The organism is Leucobacter sp. UCMA 4100, assembly GCF_027853335.1.
Classification (GTDB): Bacteria; Actinomycetota; Actinomycetes; order Actinomycetales; family Microbacteriaceae; genus Leucobacter_A.
In genome coordinates this window covers 115407-131046 of the sequence record NZ_JAFEUS010000002.1, presented here as the reverse complement: position 1 = coordinate 131046, position 15640 = coordinate 115407, and the positions used below count along the sequence as shown (strand labels likewise).

The following is a 15640-nucleotide window of genomic DNA, read 5'->3' as shown; positions in this document are numbered from 1 at the left end:
ACTACCGGCATGGCTCAGGAAACTATTTTTGCGAAGATTATCGCGGGTGAAATTCCCGTTGAGAAGGTGTACGAGAGCGACAGCGTGCTCGCCTTTCGCGACATCGCGCCTCAGGCAAAGGTGCACCTGCTCGTCATCCCGAAAACCACTGCATACGAGAACGTGACCGAGCTCGCTGCTGGCGACCCCGCGCTCCTCGCCGACATGGTCGCCGTTGCGAAGCAACTGGCCGACGAACACGGTGAGGGCGAGTACAGGCTCGTCTTTAATAACGGCGCCTCGGCCGGGCAGACCGTCTTTCACGTGCACGCCCACGTTCTCATCGACGACTTGAAGGAGCAGAGCCTCGGTGGCTGACCCTCACCACAGTTCCCGCACCATTGTTCTTGGCACCGCCGACCCGCGGGCCCTTTTTGGTGCGGGTGATGAACATCTTCGCGCCCTCGAAGAACGCTTTCCTGGCGTCACCTTTTTCCTTCGCGGGCACCGCCTCACTCTCACCGGTGCTTCCGACGAGATGAATGAGATCGAACGGCTCGTTGACGGCCTGCGTGAAGTGACTCTTGCGCAGGGTACCGTGAGCGCCCGTGAGGCTGAGCGCCTGTTTGGGCGCCCCGGGCGAGATTCTGCGCCCCAAACGACCGCGCAACAGATGCTCAGCGAACCTATCGTGCAGACTCGCGGTAAGCAGATCCGCCCGCAGACCGCGGGCCAGCGCGACTACGTGCACGCGATCGATCAGCATACGATCACCTTTGGCGTGGGGCCAGCGGGCACCGGCAAGACTTTTCTCGCCGTCGCCAAGGCAGTTCAGGCCCTGCAGCGCCGCGAGGTCTCGCGCATCGTACTGACGAGGCCCGCGGTCGAGGCAGGCGAACGGCTTGGCTACCTGCCGGGCTCGCTCGAAGAGAAGATCGACCCGTACCTGAGGCCGCTCTTTGACGCGATTGCCTCGCTTATGGAGCCCGACGCCGTGCCGCAACTGCTCGGGGGTGGAACGATTGAGGTTGCACCACTCGCGTACATGCGCGGGCGCACGTTGAATGATGCCTTCGTCATTCTTGACGAGGCACAAAATACAACGCCAGAACAAATGAAAATGTTTCTCACGCGCCTGGGCTTTGGGTCGAAGATGGTGGTGACGGGCGACGCCACGCAAATTGATTTGCCGCACGCCAAGAGCGGCCTCAAACACGCCCTACGCATTCTTGACGGGGTTGACGACCTCGCCGTGTGTAACCTCACGAGCGATGACATCGTGCGCCACAGCCTTGTCGGCCGCATCGTCGACGCTTATGACTCTTATGATTCGCGAAAGGATCAACCGTGACCATCGAGATCAACAACGAATCAGCAATGCCCGCAACCGAGGCGACGCTGCACGATCTCGCGAGCTTCGTGCTCACCGAGCTTCACGTTCACCCCGATACCGACCTCGCGATTTTGCTCGTTGATGAAGACGCGATGACGAAGCTGCACGAGCAGTGGATGGGCGAGCCCGGTCCAACCGACGTGCTGAGCTTTCCCATGGATGAACTGCGTCCCGGAAGGCCAGACGCCCAAACCCCGGCGGGCCTGCTTGGCGACATCGTGGTGTGCCCGCAGGTCGCAGCGATCCAGGCCGATGCTGCTGGGCACGACCTCATGACCGAGATGCTGGTGCTCGTTACCCACGGCATGCTGCACCTGCTCGGTTACGACCACGCCGAGCCCGTTGAAGAGCACGAGATGTTCTCGCTGCAGAACCAACTCCTGCAGTCGTATCTGCTGCGCGGAGCCGGCGCGTGATTCCTGGTCTCGTTATCGGTCTCGCGGCGCTCGCGGTGCTTGTCACCGCTGCTGGGGGACTGCTCGCCGCAATCGACGCGGCATACACGGCTCTCTCGAAGAGCGACCTCGAAGAGCTCGCCGAAGAGAACCCCGCAAAGGCTGACCGCCTTGAACTTATCGGCGACAACCTCGAGCGCCATCTGCGTAACCTGAGCTTCATGCGCATTACCGCTGAGACGTTCTCAGCGGTGCTCATCACCCTGGCCTACGGCGAGATTTGGGAGAGCGTCTGGGTCACGCTTGCTGCCGCCGCGCTGACGATCGTGGTGCTCAACATCATCGTCATCAGCGTGAGCCCGAGGCAGTTGGGGGAGCGCCACCCGGAGCGCATCGTGCGTGGCACGGTGGGGCTCGTGCGCATGCTTGATACCTTGCTCACGCCGCTCGCTCCCGTTATGAGCGGCATCAGTGAGCGCGCCTTCTCTGCCCGCTCGACCCAGGCCGAGCGGCTCAAGAACGAGCAGATCTTTTCGCTCGTTGACCGCGCAGCGGAGCAAGAGCTACTTGAAGAAGACGAACAAGACATTATTCACTCCGTTGTCGAGTTCAGCGACACGCTCGTCAAAGAGGTCATGGTGCCGCGCACCGACATGATCACCATCGAGTCAACCGTGACGGTTCAGGAGGCCCTCGACTTCTTCATGAGTTCGCCATACTCGCGCATTCCGGTGATCTCGGGTGACTCTGACGGGGTGATCGGGGTCATGTACCTGCGTGACGTCGTTTCGTTTGTGCATCGCCGCACCGAAGAAGCTCAGCACTCGCAGGTGACGAGGGTTATGAAGCCTGCGCGCTTCGTGCCCGATCTACAGCGCACCGACGACCTACTCCGTGAGATGCAGCGTGAAGCGAATCACCTCGCGATCGCCGTCGACGAATACGGTGGCATCGCGGGGCTTGTGACGCTCGAAGACTTGATCGAAGAGCTCGTGGGCGAGATCCACGATGAGCACGACAAAGAGACCCCCGACATCGTTATGCAGCCCGACGGCTCGTACCACATTAACGCCAGGCTCGACATCGACGAGCTTGGCGAACTCTTTGACGAAGAGCTTGACGATGACGACGTGGAAACCGTGGCGGGGCTCGTCGCAAAAGAGCTCGGCCGACTCGCTGAGCCCGGTGACGTCGTGAGAATCTCGGGCATCGAACTCACCGTGCTGAACGTCGAGAAAAAGCGCCAGCGACTCGTGAGCGTTCGCGCCAAGTGGGTCGGGCGCGAGACGCAGGATATGATGGAAGTTCCAGAGAACAAGGAAGAGCATGACGACTGAGCACCCTGATTTCCGCGCCGGATTCGTTTCGTTCGTGGGCCGGCCAAACGTAGGCAAGTCGTCGCTCACCAACGCGATCATCGGCGAGAAGGTCGCGATCACGAGCAACCGTCCGCAGACCACGCGTCGAGTGATTCGGGGCATTGCCCACCGTGAAGACGGCCAGATCATCATCGTCGATACGCCCGGTATTCACCGCCCCCGCACCCTGCTCGGCGAGCGGCTCAACGACCTCGTGTATTCAACGCTCGGCGACGTCGACATCATTGGTTTCTGCGTTCCGGCTAACGAAGCGATCGGCCCCGGCGACCGCTATATTAACGAGCAACTCGACGACTTTCCGAAAGCGAAAAAGGTCGCTATCGTCACGAAGATCGACACCGCCGGGCGCGACCAGGTGATTGATCAGCTCGCCCTCGTTGACCAGCTGAGGGAATGGGACGCGGTGATTCCGGTCTCAGTCTCAAACGAGGGGCAGCTCGAAGAGATGTCGAGCCTCTTGCTCTCACTTCTGCCCGAATCGCCACCCCTCTACGAGGTTGAGCAAACGACCGAAGAGAGTGAAGAAGACCGGCTCGCCGAGCTCATTCGTGAGGCCGCGCTCGAAGAAGTTCGCGAAGAGCTGCCACACTCGATCGCCGTCACGATTGAAGACCAGGAAGAGCGTGAAGACGGCCTGCTTGAGATCTACGCCAACCTTATTGTCGAACGTGATAGCCAGAAGGGCATCATTATCGGCAAGGGCGGCAGCAGGCTACGCACGATCGGTGAGAAGGCACGCAAAGAGATCGAGCAGCTGCTCGGCCGCCGCGTCTACCTCTCGCTACGCGTGAAGGTGCTCAAGGAGTGGCAGCGCGACGCCAAGAAGCTCAACCGACTCGGTTTCTAGCGGCCTCCTGAGAACCCGCCGCCGCCACCTCCGCCGGCAAAACCGCCGCCGCTCGATCCGCTGCTTGTGCTCGCCGTGTACGATGCCGCCGAGGTGACCGCGCCAGAGAACGCGCCCAGCGAGCTACTCATGCTCGTGATGCCACGCGTGGCGAGGTAGGGGTACCAGTATGGGGTCGAGATGCGCTCTGCTTCATAGCGTGAAGCAAGCACGCGCGACCACTCTTTTTCGAGGCCGAAGAGCGTGGCGTAGGGCAGCAAGCGCTCGTAGAGCTGCACGATGGTTACCCCGTCAAGCTCTGCGCGCTCCGCTCCCGAGTACGACTGCAGCATGCGAATGCGCTCGGTCTCGGCAACCGAGATGAAGAGTTTGAGTCCTTCGAGGTACTCGTACGCTTCGGCACCGAGCGGTGTGTGCACCCTGCGTTTGAAAAGCCCGACGATCGACAAAGCGAAACTCGTCGTCATGAGCGGCATCGCTACGAGCGTGATGCCGCGATCGAATCCGGTTGCCGAAGCGTAGGCGAGAAGCACTCCGCTCACGATCGCGAGCGCAATGCCGACGAGGCTGAGAATCTTGGCAACCGGGCTGGCCTCGCGCGTGAAGTAGCCGCGCTTGTCGCTCTCGCTCTTTCCGTCGGCCGTGAGCTGCCCCATGCGGCTTGCAAACTTCGTCGACGACTTTGGGATGGCGCGGGACTCTGGGTGCTTCGAAGTGAAGAGTGCATCGAGCATTGCCGCGTCGAGCGCATCGTCGGTGACGCTGTGCGAAGCCGTACCGGGAGTCATATTGCGCAGTACGATGCGCGGGTCGCGATAAAGGTTGCCGTTCGGCTTCAGCTGCTCTTCGATGCGAATGTTGCCCTTGACCGCGAGGTGTAGGTATTCGGGAGCAATGGGGTCGAGACTGGCAGGGTGCATGATGGCCGCCGCAATGAGCGGGGGAAGCTGGGCCGGTGCCTCGTATTGCGCGATGATCGCGCGGCCCGTTTCCCGGTGGCGCCTCCGGAATCGCACGAACGCAATCTGGGCGGCTACCGCGGCGCCCATCGAGCCGAGTGAGACCGCAAAGGGCATGATGGTCACGACGGGATTGCTCTGTCGTTTCGGTGGTTGCACCACGGTGTCTTTGGCAAAGCCGAGCCCGAGGGTGACGACCACGTCGCGCCCGAGGGGCAGCGGATCGATGCTGAAACGGTTACCCTCGTGGTGCAGGTTCACCGTGTTGCGTGAGCCGGCAACGCCAGCGTATGCCGTCATATCACCATTGAACGCGGTGCTCAGGGTGTCGTCGACCGTGACGCTCGCTGAGAACGAACTAATTGCCTGGGCGCGGTCAACCGAGACCATATCCCAGAGAAATTCATCGACCGCTGCGTCATCTGGAACAAACACTGGATCTGGAATATCGTACGTGATGACGTAGGTGGTGCGCCCCTGCACGTAGTCGTCATTGCCGGTGAGGATCACGAAAAAACGATCTTCTGTCTCAGTGAAGAACGGAGTTGGGGTGCCGTTTTCGTCGGTCACCGTGACATTTTCGGGCATGGAGTTTGCGCCGTGAAACTTTGCAGGGATGCCGCGCACGATGCCTTTATTCTGATCATGATCAGGGAAAAGGGCGACGAGAGTTTCAGTGACATGAGCGACCGCCCTGCCATCTTCGGTGGTCTCGAGGTCAATGTTCGTGTCCCAAGACTCGTACAAAAAGTCTTCGACGGTCGACTCGGTCACGGCCGGCGAAAAGAGCGAGGAAACGCTCAAAAAGAGCGTGGCCACGAGCGACAAAAATGGTGTGGGCATACCTCTAGTGTAAGAAATGCTTGCCGAGCCGTGTTATATTTACAGCATGCTGTTCATGGCGCTTCTTCTTAGCTGCCGCGACGAGTCCTAGTTCACTAGCCTTCCTCGTCGCGGTGTTTGTGCTTGGCTGGACCGTCGCAAGAAGAAAGAACGTAAGACCATGAAAAACACTCAACAGCCATCAGGTATGCCAGCTCACCGCTACCGTCCGTACCACGAGATCATCAAGGTCGATCTGCCCGATCGCACCTGGCCCACGAAGCAGATCACGAAGGCTCCTCGCTGGTGTGCGGTTGACCTGCGTGACGGTAATCAGGCCCTCATTGACCCGATGAGCCCAGAGCGCAAGCGCATCATGTTCGATCTGCTCGTTGAGATGGGGTACAAAGAGATCGAGGTTGGTTTTCCGTCGGCGAGCCAGACCGACTTTGACTTCGTGCGTCACCTCATCGAAGAGAACGCCATTCCCGATGACGTGACCATTCAGGTACTCACCCAGGCACGCGAACACCTCATCACCCGAACGTACGAATCGCTGCGCGGAGCCAAGCAAGCGATCGTGCACCTCTACAACTCGACCAGCATTTTGCAGCGCGACGTCGTATTCCGTCAGGACCGTGAGGGCATCAAGCAGATTGCGCTCGAGGGCGCAAGGCTGTGCATCCAGGCCGAGTCGATCTGCCCAGAAACTGACATCTACTACGAGTACTCGCCAGAGTCGTACACCGGTACCGAGCTCGAGTACGCGGTTGAGGTGTGCAACGACGTGCTCGAAATCTTCAAGCCAACGGCAGAACGCAAGGTCATCATTAACCTTCCGGCGACGGTAGAGATGGCGACCCCGAACGTCTACGCCGATTCGATCGAGTGGATGAGCCGCCACCTCAACCACCGCGAGAACGTTATTCTCTCGCTGCACCCTCACAACGACCGTGGCACGGGTGTTGCGGCGGCAGAGCTCGGGTATATGGCGGGCGCTGACCGCATCGAAGGCTGCCTCTTCGGCAACGGTGAGCGCACCGGCAACGTCGACCTCGTCGCGCTCGGCATCAACATGTTCACCCAGGGTATCGACCCTGAAATTGACTTCTCGCGCCTCGACGAGATTCGCCGCGTCGCCGAGTACTGCAACCAGCTCAAGGTTCCCGAGCGCAGCCCCTGGGCGGGCGACCTCGTGTACACCGCGTTCTCTGGCTCACACCAGGATGCGATTAAAAAGGGCTTCGAACGCATGCAGCAAGACGCCGCAAAAGCCGGCGTCGATGTCAACGACATCGAGTGGGCCGTTCCATACTTGCCCGTTGACCCGCGCGACCTCGGCCGTAGCTACGAGGCGGTGATCCGCGTCAATTCGCAGTCGGGCAAGGGTGGTGTCTCGTACCTGCTCAAGAACGATCACTCGCTCGATCTGCCGCGTCGCCTGCAAATCGAATTCAGCGGCGTGGTGCAAAGCGTCACCGATTCAGAGGGCGGCGAGGTGACGAGCGAAGAAATCTGGCGGATCTTCCAGGACGAATACCTGCCGTCGGCCGAGCCAGCCGAGCGCTGGGGCCGCTACGAGATCTTCTCGACCAAGTCGAAGAGCGAAGGCGACGGCGTGACCGAGCTCACGGTAACGTACCGCGACGAGCAGGCAGAGCGCACGCTCACCTCACGCGGCAATGGCCCGGTTGACGCGTTCATAAACGGAATAAACGACGACGGCAACGAGGTGAAGGTGTTCGATTACGTCGAGCACGCCATGAGCGAGGGCGGCGACGCCAAGGCTGCCGCTTACGTACACCTCGACGTTGACGGGGTACAGCTCTGGGGCGTCGGTATTGACGCCGATACGAGCCGTGCAAGCCTGAAGGCAATCGTCAGCGCTATGAACCGTGCCGAGCGCAACAAGGTAGTCGTTACCGCCTAGTATTCGAAAATTTATTCGAATCACCCGAGTGGCACGCGCGAAACGCAAGGCGAAGCGTTTACAGTTGAACTGTGATTGCATCAGTCAGAGGTCAGCTGCTTCGTCAAGGAGCAAACTTTCTCATCATTGAGGTGGGTGGGGTCGGCATGCGTGTCGAGGTGCCCTCGGGCGCTCGGGCCCCACGGCTCGGCGCGGGGGAGGTATTCTTGCACACCTCGCTCATCGTTCGCGAAGACGCCATGACGCTGTTTGGGTTTGAGACCCTCGAAGAGATCGAGGTTTTCGAACACATGATTACCGTGTCGGGTGTCGGCCCGAAGTCGGCGCTTGGCGTGCTCTCGGCGATGAGCCCGGGCGACATTGCCGCCGCCGTGATCGCCGAAGACGATAAGGCGTTTCGCCAGGCACCGGGCATCGGGCCCAAAACCTCGAAGCTTCTCATCGTTTCACTCGCGGGCAAGCTCGATCACCTGCCTCAGCCCGCGTCTGCCGTTGCGCCCACTGCCGAGAAGCCTTCTGACGACCGTGCTCAGGTGATTCTTGGCCTCCAGGGGCTTGGCTGGAACGAGCAGCAGGCGAGTGCCGCGGTGTTGCAGGCGCTCGAAGCAGGTGCACCTGGAGACGCGGCGAGGCTCATGCGAGTTGCTTTGCTTATTCTCCAGTCGGGAGGGAAGTAAAGCGTGAGTGGCGAACTCTCTGCCGGGCTCGAGCACGGTGAACTGAATTTTGAGGGCGCGCTTCGCCCCTCGCGCCTCGGCGAATTTATTGGCCAGGCCAAGCTGCGCAAACAGCTGAGTTTGCTGCTGAGTGCAGCGCAGATGCAACAGCGCACTCCCGAGCACATCCTGCTCGCGGGGCCTCCTGGGCTCGGTAAAACGACCCTCTCGATGATTGTTGCGCATGAACTCGACGCGCAGCTTCACCAGACTTCTGGCCCCGCGATTCAACACGCGGGTGATCTCGCTGCGATCCTTTCCGGATTGCAGCCCGGCGACGTACTCTTCATCGACGAGATTCATCGGCTTTCACGCAACGCCGAAGAGATGCTCTACCTCGCGATGGAAGACTTTCGCATCGACATCATGGTCGGTAAGGGGGCCGGCGCCAGCTCAATCGCACTTGATCTTTCACCGTTCACACTCGTGGGAGCCACGACAAGGTCGGGCATGCTGCCGAACCCGCTGCGCGATCGGTTTGGCTTCACGGCGCACTTTGAGTTCTACGATCACGACGAGCTGGCGCAGGTGGTGTCCCGCACGGCGAGACTGCTCGACTTCGGCCTCGAGGGGCCCTCGATCGCTGAGATCGCGAGGCGTTCGCGGGGCACGCCGCGTATCGCGAACCGGTTGCTTCGGCGGGTGCGCGACTACGCACTCGTGCACGACAACCACGGCGACCTTGACACGGTACGCGAAGCGCTCGCGCTGTATGACGTCGACGAGGCAGGCCTTGACCGCCTTGACCGCGATGTGCTCTTCGTTCTTGTCGAGCGTTTCGGGGGCGGGCCCGTTGGCGTCGAATCGCTCGCGACGTCGCTGGGAGAGGAAGCGGAGACCATTGAATCGGTGGTTGAACCCTTCCTCGTGCGTGAAGGCTTCGTGCTTCGCACCCCTCGGGGTAGGGTCGCAGCGCAGAAAGCTTGGGATTACCTCGGCGTCACAAAGCCGACAACCATGTAAGCTGAGAGAGTTTGCTCGTAAAAGGCTTGAGAAGAAAGTTGAACACAGTATGGATCCAATGAGTCTAATCATGCTTGCCCTCATCGGCTTGCTCGTGATCATGATGGTACGCAACGGCCGTAAGCGCCGCGAGCAGGCCGCTGCAATGCAGCAGGGGCTTGTCGCCGGGGCAGAAGTTATGCTTCAGACCGGTATCTACGGAACCTTTGTGAAATTCGATGAGGTCGATGAGAATCGCGCCGTTATTCAGACGGGTGACACCACGATGATTGTTCACCGTAACGCTATCGGGCAGATCATCACCCCGGTTGAGGTTGAGACGGTTGACGAAGAAGAGTCATCGCTCGCTCCCGACGATGACCCAGCCTTCGGCGAGTCACTCGCTTCACCCGAGGCAACCATCGAAGAGACCACTGACTTCCCGGCGACCCCTGATGTTCCCGAATTTCCAGAGGGACCTGAGTCGCCCAAGTCTGACGAAAAGTAAGCTCGTCACCTTTTTCTAGAGAAAGAATCCGCTGTGGCATCATCACCGTCGGTGCGAAAGGCGCGTAAATCATTACTCGCCCTCGCTGTCATTATTATTGCGCTCATAAGCGTGATTGGTATCGGAGTGTTCCGTGGGGGGACAGGGTTAGCGCCAAAGCTCGCGCTTGACCTACAGGGCGGTACACAGGTACTTCTCGCTCCAAAACAAACCGACGGCTCGCAAGTCACCGGTGAGCAACTGAATCAAGCTGTGTCGATCATTCGTCAACGCGTCAACGCCAATGGCGTGACCGAGGCGGAAATCACGACGCAGGGCAACCAGAACATCGTCGTCTCGATTCCGGGTAAGGCCGACGAAGCAACGCTCAAGCGCATTGAGGCATCGGCAAAGATGGACATGCGTGCGGTGCTGTACTACGGCCCCGCACTCTCGAGCGACGGCGCCCAGGAAGGCGAAGACGCAACCGCCGAGGGCGAAGAAGGAGCAGGCGCTCCTGAGGTTGCCGGTACTGATGAAGCTGCCGAAAAGACCGATGAGTCTGACACGAAGCCAGAAGAAGGCGAAGCGGCAGATGAGAAGGATGGTGCTGAAGCAGAAGATACGGGAGATCTGTACCCCGATCCGCTGCCGACTGACCCCAGCGATAGCGCATGGGTAACCGAGGCGCTCTTCAACGAGTTCAACGATTACCAGTGCACCACTGACTCACACGACAAGGCAAGCGCAGCTCCTCTTGATCGTCCGCTGATTACCTGCGATACAACGAATACGGTCAAGTACATCTTGAGCCCGGTCGAGCAGGACGACAAGGGTAACGTGCTGGGCGGCGAGTCGATTCTCGACGCAAGCGCGGCTCAGGCAACTGACAGCAACGGCGCCGTGATTGGCAGCTGGGCTGTTCAGCTGAAGCTCGACGAGACCGGCTCAAAGCTCTTTGGCCAGATGAGCACGAGGCTCTTCGGGCTCAAGGGGCAGGAACCTCTTGACCAGTTCGCATTCGTGCTCGACGGCGCGGTGCTCATCGCACCTTCAATGCAGGGAACGATTCTTGATGGTCGACCATCGATCACCGGCGACTACACGCAGGAAGCCGCTCAGGCCCTCGCCGATCAGCTGAAGTTCGGCGCACTGCCCATCGGGTTTGAAGTGCAGAGCCAGCAGGACATCTCGGCGACGCTTGGTGACAGCCAGCTGAAGTGGGGCCTCATCACGGGGCTTATTGGCTTCATTCTCGTGATGATCTACTCGCTGTTCCAGTACCGCGTGCTCGGCAGCGTGACCGTGATGTCGCTCATCATGGCGGGCTTTATCACCTATCTGCTGTTGATCTACATGTCATGGCAGCACGGGTACCGACTCTCACTCGCGGGCATCGCTGGTGTCATGGTGGCCGTTGGCTTCACTGCCGACTCCTTTATCGTTTACTTCGAGCGAATTCGAGACGAGCTGCGAGACGGACGACACATTACGGCAGCGGTCGACGCTGGGTGGAAGCGTGCAATCCGCACGATTCTTGCCTCAGACGGTATTAACTTGCTTGCGGCAATCATTCTCTTCGTTCTTGCTGTTGGCAACGTGCAGGGCTTTGCGTTTACGCTCGGTCTCACGACCCTCGTCGACGTGCTTGTCGTGACGCTCTTTACGCACCCACTGCTCGTCTTGCTCGCACGTACGAAGTTCTACAGCGAAGGACACCCGCTCTCAGGCCTCGATCCACGCCAGCTCGGCGCTGTGTACCGCGGCCGGGCACAGTTCCAAGCCCCCGTCGTCGACGAGTCGAAGGCAGGGCGCAAAAACCAGAAGAGCCGTAAAGAAGCAGAACGTCGCCAGACGATTGCTGAACGTAAGGCTACTGAGAATCAGGGAGCAAACTAATGGCCGGTGGATTTGCAAAGCTTGGTAACGATCTCTACACAGGCGACCGCTCGGTAAACTTCGTTGGGCGCCGCGGGCGCTGGTATCTTCTTTCAACGCTCGTCATCGTTCTCGCGTTGCTGGGTACCCTCCTGCGAGGTGGTTTCAGCTTCGGTATTGAATTCACGGGCGGTAGCGAGTTCCAGGTGCACACCGACAAGGTGAGCCAGAGCGACATTCAGGTGGCGACCGACGTCGTGACCGATGTGCTGCCTGGTTCGGTGCCTCGTGTGACGACCCTCGGCCAGAACACGGTTCGGTTGCAGACTGAACAGCTCGATGAGAAACAGTCACGTGAAATCGGCGTGCAACTCGCTGAAGCCTTCGATATTGAAGAGAGCGCCGTGACCTCGTCGTACATTGGTGCGACGTGGGGGCAGGACATCACCAAGTCTGCGCTCAAGGCGCTCATCGTCTTCATCCTGTTCGCAGGGCTCGTCATGGCGCTCTACTTTAGAACGTGGAAGATGGCTCTTGCGGCTCTTGTCGCGCTCTTCCACGACCTCGTGATTACCGCTGCCGTGTATGGCGCCGCTGGGTTCGAGATCACTCCAGCCGCGATGATCGGGTTCCTGACCATTCTCGGGTACTCGCTCTATGACACCGTTGTGGTCTTCGACAAGATTCGTGAGAACACTGACACGAGTATGTTTACCTCCCAGCGCACCTTCGGTGAGTCGGTAAACCTTGCCGTGAACCAGACACTCGTTCGCTCGATCAACACCTCGGTCGTAGCGCTGCTTCCTGTCGGCTCGATCCTCTTTATCGGTGCAATGATGCTGGGTGCTGGCACCCTTCGTGACATCACCCTCGCGCTCTTCATCGGTATTTTTGTTGGCGCGTACTCGACCATCTTCATTGCAGCTCCGGTCTATGCGCAGCTGCGTGAAAAGGAAGAGGGCATTGTCAAGCATGACGATGCGGTGCGCAAAACGCGCGAACGAGAGGCAACCTCAGCCTCGATTGCGTAATCGGGGCACATGTGGCGTACGATTCCTTCATAAGGTGGAGGTGCCATGGCTGATACAAATATCAACAGTTCATCGCTTCGTCGGTTGATGCCGAAGCTCTTTTCTCGCTCAACCACGCCCGATGCTGTTGATCAGCTCGTACGCACCGTCAAAGCAAACCACCCTCGCGGCGACCTCGCGCTCATTGAACGAGCGTACGAGGTCGCCGAGAGGTGGCACCGTGACCAGGTGCGTAGAAGCGGCGAACCGTACATTACGCACCCCGTAGCAGTCGCCCAGATTCTCGCTGAGCTCGGCGTTGCTCCGGTAGCTATCGCCGCGGCGCTGCTGCACGACACGGTCGAAGACACCGATTACTCCCTTGAAACTCTCACCGAAGACTTCGGCGAGGAAATCGCGATGCTCGTTGACGGCGTGACAAAGCTCGACAAGGTGAAGTACGGCGACAGTGCCCAGGCCGAAACCGTGCGCAAGATGATCATCGCGATGTCGAAAGACATTCGCGTTCTCGTCATCAAGCTTGCCGACCGTCTGCACAATGCGCGTACCTGGGGCTTTGTCAACCCCGACTCTGCCAAGCGCAAAGCAGCAGAAACCCTGGAGATTTACGCGCCGCTTGCGCACCGACTCGGTATTCAGTCGATGAAGACCGAACTCGAAGATCTCTCGTTCGCCGTGCTCAAGCCAAAGCTCTATGGCGAGATTCAAAACCTCGTGAACCAGCGCAACCCCGAGCGTGAAAAGCTCGTGCAAAAGGTGATTGGCACGATCGAATCAGACATGCGCGAGGCGAAGGTCAAGGTCGAGGTGACTGGCCGTCCCAAAGAACTCTATTCGATTTACCAAAAGATGATCGTTCGAGGTCGAGAGTTTGACGACATCTACGATCTCGTGGGCATTCGAATTCTCGCAAACTCCATTCGCGACTGCTATGCGGTGCTGGGAGCGGTTCATGCACGCTGGACCCCGATTCCTGGTCGTTTCAAAGACTACATCGCCTCGCCGAAATTCAACCTTTACCAGTCACTCCACACAACGGTGATCGGCCCAGACGGCCGAGCGGTCGAGATTCAAATTCGTACGCACGAAATGCACCAGCGTGCAGAGTACGGCGTTGCGGCCCACTGGAAGTACAAGCAGGGCAACACAGAGAACGGGCAGTCTGTCTCGGCAGACATGGCTTGGCTCGAGCACATTACCGACTGGCAGGCTGAGACCGAAGACCCAGGCGAATTCCTTGATGCGCTCCGCTTTGAAATAGGCGCGAAAGAGGTCTACGTCTTTACGCCGAAGGGAAGAGTCATTGGCCTCCCTGCAGGGGGTACAACCGTCGACTTCGCCTACGCTGTGCACACCGAGGTTGGCCACCGCACCATGGGCGCGCGGGTCAACGGTCGTCTCCTGCCGCTCGAAACCGAACTGCACAATGGCGACGTGGTCGAGGTGTTCACCTCGAAAGACCCCGATGCCGGACCGAGCCAGGACTGGTTGAACTTTGTGAAGAGCAAGCGCGCTCAGAGCAAGATTAAGCAGTGGTTCACCAAGGAACGCCGTGAGGGCGCCGTTGAGCACGGTAAAGAAGCCATCACCCGAGAAATGCGGAAACAGAAATTGCCGCTGCAGAAGCTGCTCAATTCAGATGCGGTCCAAGATGTTGGGTTGCAGCTGCACTACTCAGATGTCTCAGCGCTCTACGCCGCGGTGGGCGAGGGGCACGTCTCACCGCAGTCGGTGGTCGAAAAGATCATCACCATCATCGCCGAACAAGAGGGCACCGACCACAGCCCGCTGATTGAGGCGCCAGCGATTGGCGCTCAGCAGCCCGCAAAGCGCCAGACGAGCAACTCAGGTGTCATCGTGAAGGGCACGAGCGACGTTCTGGTGAAGCTCGCGAAGTGTTGTACCCCGGTTCCTGGCGACGATATTATGGGCTTCATTACGAAGGGGCAGGGCATCTCGGTGCACCAGACCAGGTGCACGAACTATGCCGCTCTCGCCGAGCAGACCGAACGGCTCGTGGAGGTGGAATGGGCACCAACCTCGAAAAGCTTATTTCTCGTCCAAATCCAAGTAGAGGCACTCGACCGCTCGGGCCTGCTCTCTGATATCACTCGAGTGCTGTCTGAGTACCACGTCAATATTCTCTCGGCGAATCTGAACACCTCGAGCGCGCGACTCGCGATCAGCACCTTTGCCTTCGAGATGGCAAATACAACGCACCTCGATCACGTGCTGGGAGCCGTGCGGCGCATAGAGGGTGTCTACGATGTGTACAGGGTCACCGGCTAACTTTCGGTAGCGTCGTCCAGGCGATGCAGTGATGCGGGGCGGATCACGCAGCGACGCACCTCGGCGAGCCGGGCCTCTGCCCTTCGACGGTAAGGGCGATTACGCTCGTGGTACCTGGTTGCGATGTCCTTGGGCAAGCGTGCTTCCCGCTCAAGCAATGAGCGGAGCGAGCTGACCCCGAAACGTTCGTACTCATCTTCGTCGAGGTAGAGCAGGTCATACACCGTGCGTGGGGGAGACGTGACGCGCACACCGGCGAGCATAACCGTGTGTGAACGGTCAATGTCGTACTCTCGCACACGAACCGGGGCACCGATACGGCGGAGAAAGCGCATACCGTTCAGTGTTGAATAGAGCGTTGGCTGGCCTTTCTGCCACTCGGCACCCCACACCCACGCGGCGCTGTACGCGGCAACGGCGAGCTCATGGTCGCCGGCGCCAGGGGGAAGGAGCGTACTCGCGCGAACGACGGCGTTGTCGGGCCATCCGATGCCTCGCACGCCAGGCCCGCAGCGAACGAGTGAGCCTCGTCGTAGCTCAGCGGAGATGATTGAGGGTGGGAGCGATGAAAAAGCGGGAGGGGTAAGCATCGC

The 15640-nt window shown here is 59.6% G+C and carries 14 protein-coding genes; 12 read left to right on the top strand and 2 right to left on the bottom strand.

The features are described from left to right. Positions 1-9: 9 nt before the first annotated feature. Genes JSO19_RS00830 through era form a run of 5 tightly spaced genes read left to right on the top strand, consistent with a single transcriptional unit; the run spans position 10 to position 3993 of the window. Positions 10-357, top strand: a complete 348-nt coding sequence (locus tag JSO19_RS00830) for a histidine triad nucleotide-binding protein (protein ID WP_270909153.1) — start codon at positions 10-12, stop codon at positions 355-357. After that, complete coding sequence (locus JSO19_RS00825) at positions 350-1330, top strand: PhoH family protein (protein WP_442915667.1); 981 nt, start codon at positions 350-352, stop codon at positions 1328-1330. The genes JSO19_RS00830 and JSO19_RS00825 overlap by 8 nt, the downstream gene beginning before the upstream one ends. Then, on the top strand, positions 1327-1788 hold the full coding sequence (gene ybeY, locus JSO19_RS00820; protein ID WP_270909152.1) for an rRNA maturation RNase YbeY: 462 nt from the start codon (positions 1327-1329) through the stop codon (positions 1786-1788). The genes JSO19_RS00825 and ybeY overlap by 4 nt, the downstream gene beginning before the upstream one ends. After that, the gene (locus JSO19_RS00815; protein WP_270909151.1) at positions 1785-3104 is read left to right on the top strand and encodes a hemolysin family protein; all 1320 of its coding nucleotides are present in this window, start codon (positions 1785-1787) and stop codon (positions 3102-3104) included. Before ybeY ends, JSO19_RS00815 begins: the two co-directional genes overlap by 4 nt. Then, entirely contained in the window at positions 3094-3993 is a 900-nt protein-coding gene (era, locus tag JSO19_RS00810; protein ID WP_270909150.1) for a GTPase Era, read from the top strand. Before JSO19_RS00815 ends, era begins: the two co-directional genes overlap by 11 nt. On the opposite strand, the gene JSO19_RS00805 is transcribed toward era, so the two are convergent. After that, positions 3990-5795: a DUF2207 domain-containing protein gene (locus tag JSO19_RS00805; RefSeq protein WP_270909149.1), complete on the bottom strand. Its 1806-nt coding sequence runs from the start codon at positions 5793-5795 to the stop codon at positions 3990-3992. The genes era and JSO19_RS00805 overlap by 4 nt on opposite strands. A 160-nt stretch (positions 5796-5955) precedes the next feature. Here JSO19_RS00805 and leuA point away from each other — a divergent pair, with 160 nt between their 5' ends. The 7 genes from leuA (at position 5956) to JSO19_RS00770 (ending at position 15047) form a co-directional block, all read left to right on the top strand. Continuing rightward, positions 5956-7704 (top strand): 2-isopropylmalate synthase, encoded by a 1749-nt coding sequence (leuA, locus tag JSO19_RS00800; RefSeq protein WP_270909148.1) that lies wholly within the window; start codon positions 5956-5958, stop codon positions 7702-7704. A gap of 71 nt (positions 7705-7775) precedes the next feature. After that, positions 7776-8381 carry a Holliday junction branch migration protein RuvA gene (gene ruvA, locus JSO19_RS00795; RefSeq protein WP_270909147.1) on the top strand — a complete coding sequence of 202 codons (606 nt, stop codon included), beginning with the start codon at positions 7776-7778 and terminating at the stop codon, positions 8379-8381. 3 nt (positions 8382-8384) lie between these two features. Beyond that, complete coding sequence (gene ruvB, locus JSO19_RS00790; protein ID WP_270909146.1) at positions 8385-9383, top strand: Holliday junction branch migration DNA helicase RuvB; 999 nt, start codon at positions 8385-8387, stop codon at positions 9381-9383. Between the two features lie 70 nt (positions 9384-9453). Further along, complete coding sequence (locus JSO19_RS00785; protein ID WP_270909145.1) at positions 9454-9870, top strand: preprotein translocase subunit YajC; 417 nt, start codon at positions 9454-9456, stop codon at positions 9868-9870. A gap of 33 nt (positions 9871-9903) precedes the next feature. After that, positions 9904-11748, top strand: a complete 1845-nt coding sequence (secD, locus tag JSO19_RS00780; RefSeq protein ID WP_270909144.1) for a protein translocase subunit SecD — start codon at positions 9904-9906, stop codon at positions 11746-11748. Continuing rightward, on the top strand, positions 11748-12758 hold the full coding sequence (secF, locus tag JSO19_RS00775) for a protein translocase subunit SecF (RefSeq protein ID WP_270909143.1): 1011 nt from the start codon (positions 11748-11750) through the stop codon (positions 12756-12758). Before secD ends, secF begins: the two co-directional genes overlap by 1 nt. 45 nt (positions 12759-12803) lie before the next feature. Continuing rightward, positions 12804-15047: a RelA/SpoT family protein gene (locus JSO19_RS00770; RefSeq protein WP_270909142.1), complete on the top strand. Its 2244-nt coding sequence runs from the start codon at positions 12804-12806 to the stop codon at positions 15045-15047. On the opposite strand, the gene JSO19_RS00765 is transcribed toward JSO19_RS00770, so the two are convergent. Continuing rightward, positions 15044-15637, bottom strand: a complete 594-nt coding sequence (locus tag JSO19_RS00765) for a hypothetical protein (protein ID WP_270909141.1) — start codon at positions 15635-15637, stop codon at positions 15044-15046. The genes JSO19_RS00770 and JSO19_RS00765 overlap by 4 nt on opposite strands. Positions 15638-15640: the final 3 nt, after the last annotated feature.

Excerpts from the sequence above, each read along its gene's own strand:
- JSO19_RS00830 (WP_270909153.1), top strand. The coding sequence starts at position 10 with ATGGCTCAGGAAACTATTTTTGCGAAGATTATCGCGGGTGAAATTCCC.
- era (WP_270909150.1), top strand. The coding sequence starts at position 3,094 with ATGACGACTGAGCACCCTGATTTCCGCGCCGGATTCGTTTCGTTCGTG.
- JSO19_RS00805 (WP_270909149.1), bottom strand. The coding sequence starts at position 5,795 with ATGCCCACACCATTTTTGTCGCTCGTGGCCACGCTCTTTTTGAGCGTT.
- leuA (WP_270909148.1), top strand. The coding sequence starts at position 5,956 with ATGAAAAACACTCAACAGCCATCAGGTATGCCAGCTCACCGCTACCGT.
- JSO19_RS00785 (WP_270909145.1), top strand. The coding sequence starts at position 9,454 with ATGCTTGCCCTCATCGGCTTGCTCGTGATCATGATGGTACGCAACGGC.
- secF (WP_270909143.1), top strand. The coding sequence starts at position 11,748 with ATGGCCGGTGGATTTGCAAAGCTTGGTAACGATCTCTACACAGGCGAC.
- JSO19_RS00770 (WP_270909142.1), top strand. The coding sequence starts at position 12,804 with ATGGCTGATACAAATATCAACAGTTCATCGCTTCGTCGGTTGATGCCG.
- JSO19_RS00765 (WP_270909141.1), bottom strand. The coding sequence starts at position 15,637 with ATGCTTACCCCTCCCGCTTTTTCATCGCTCCCACCCTCAATCATCTCC.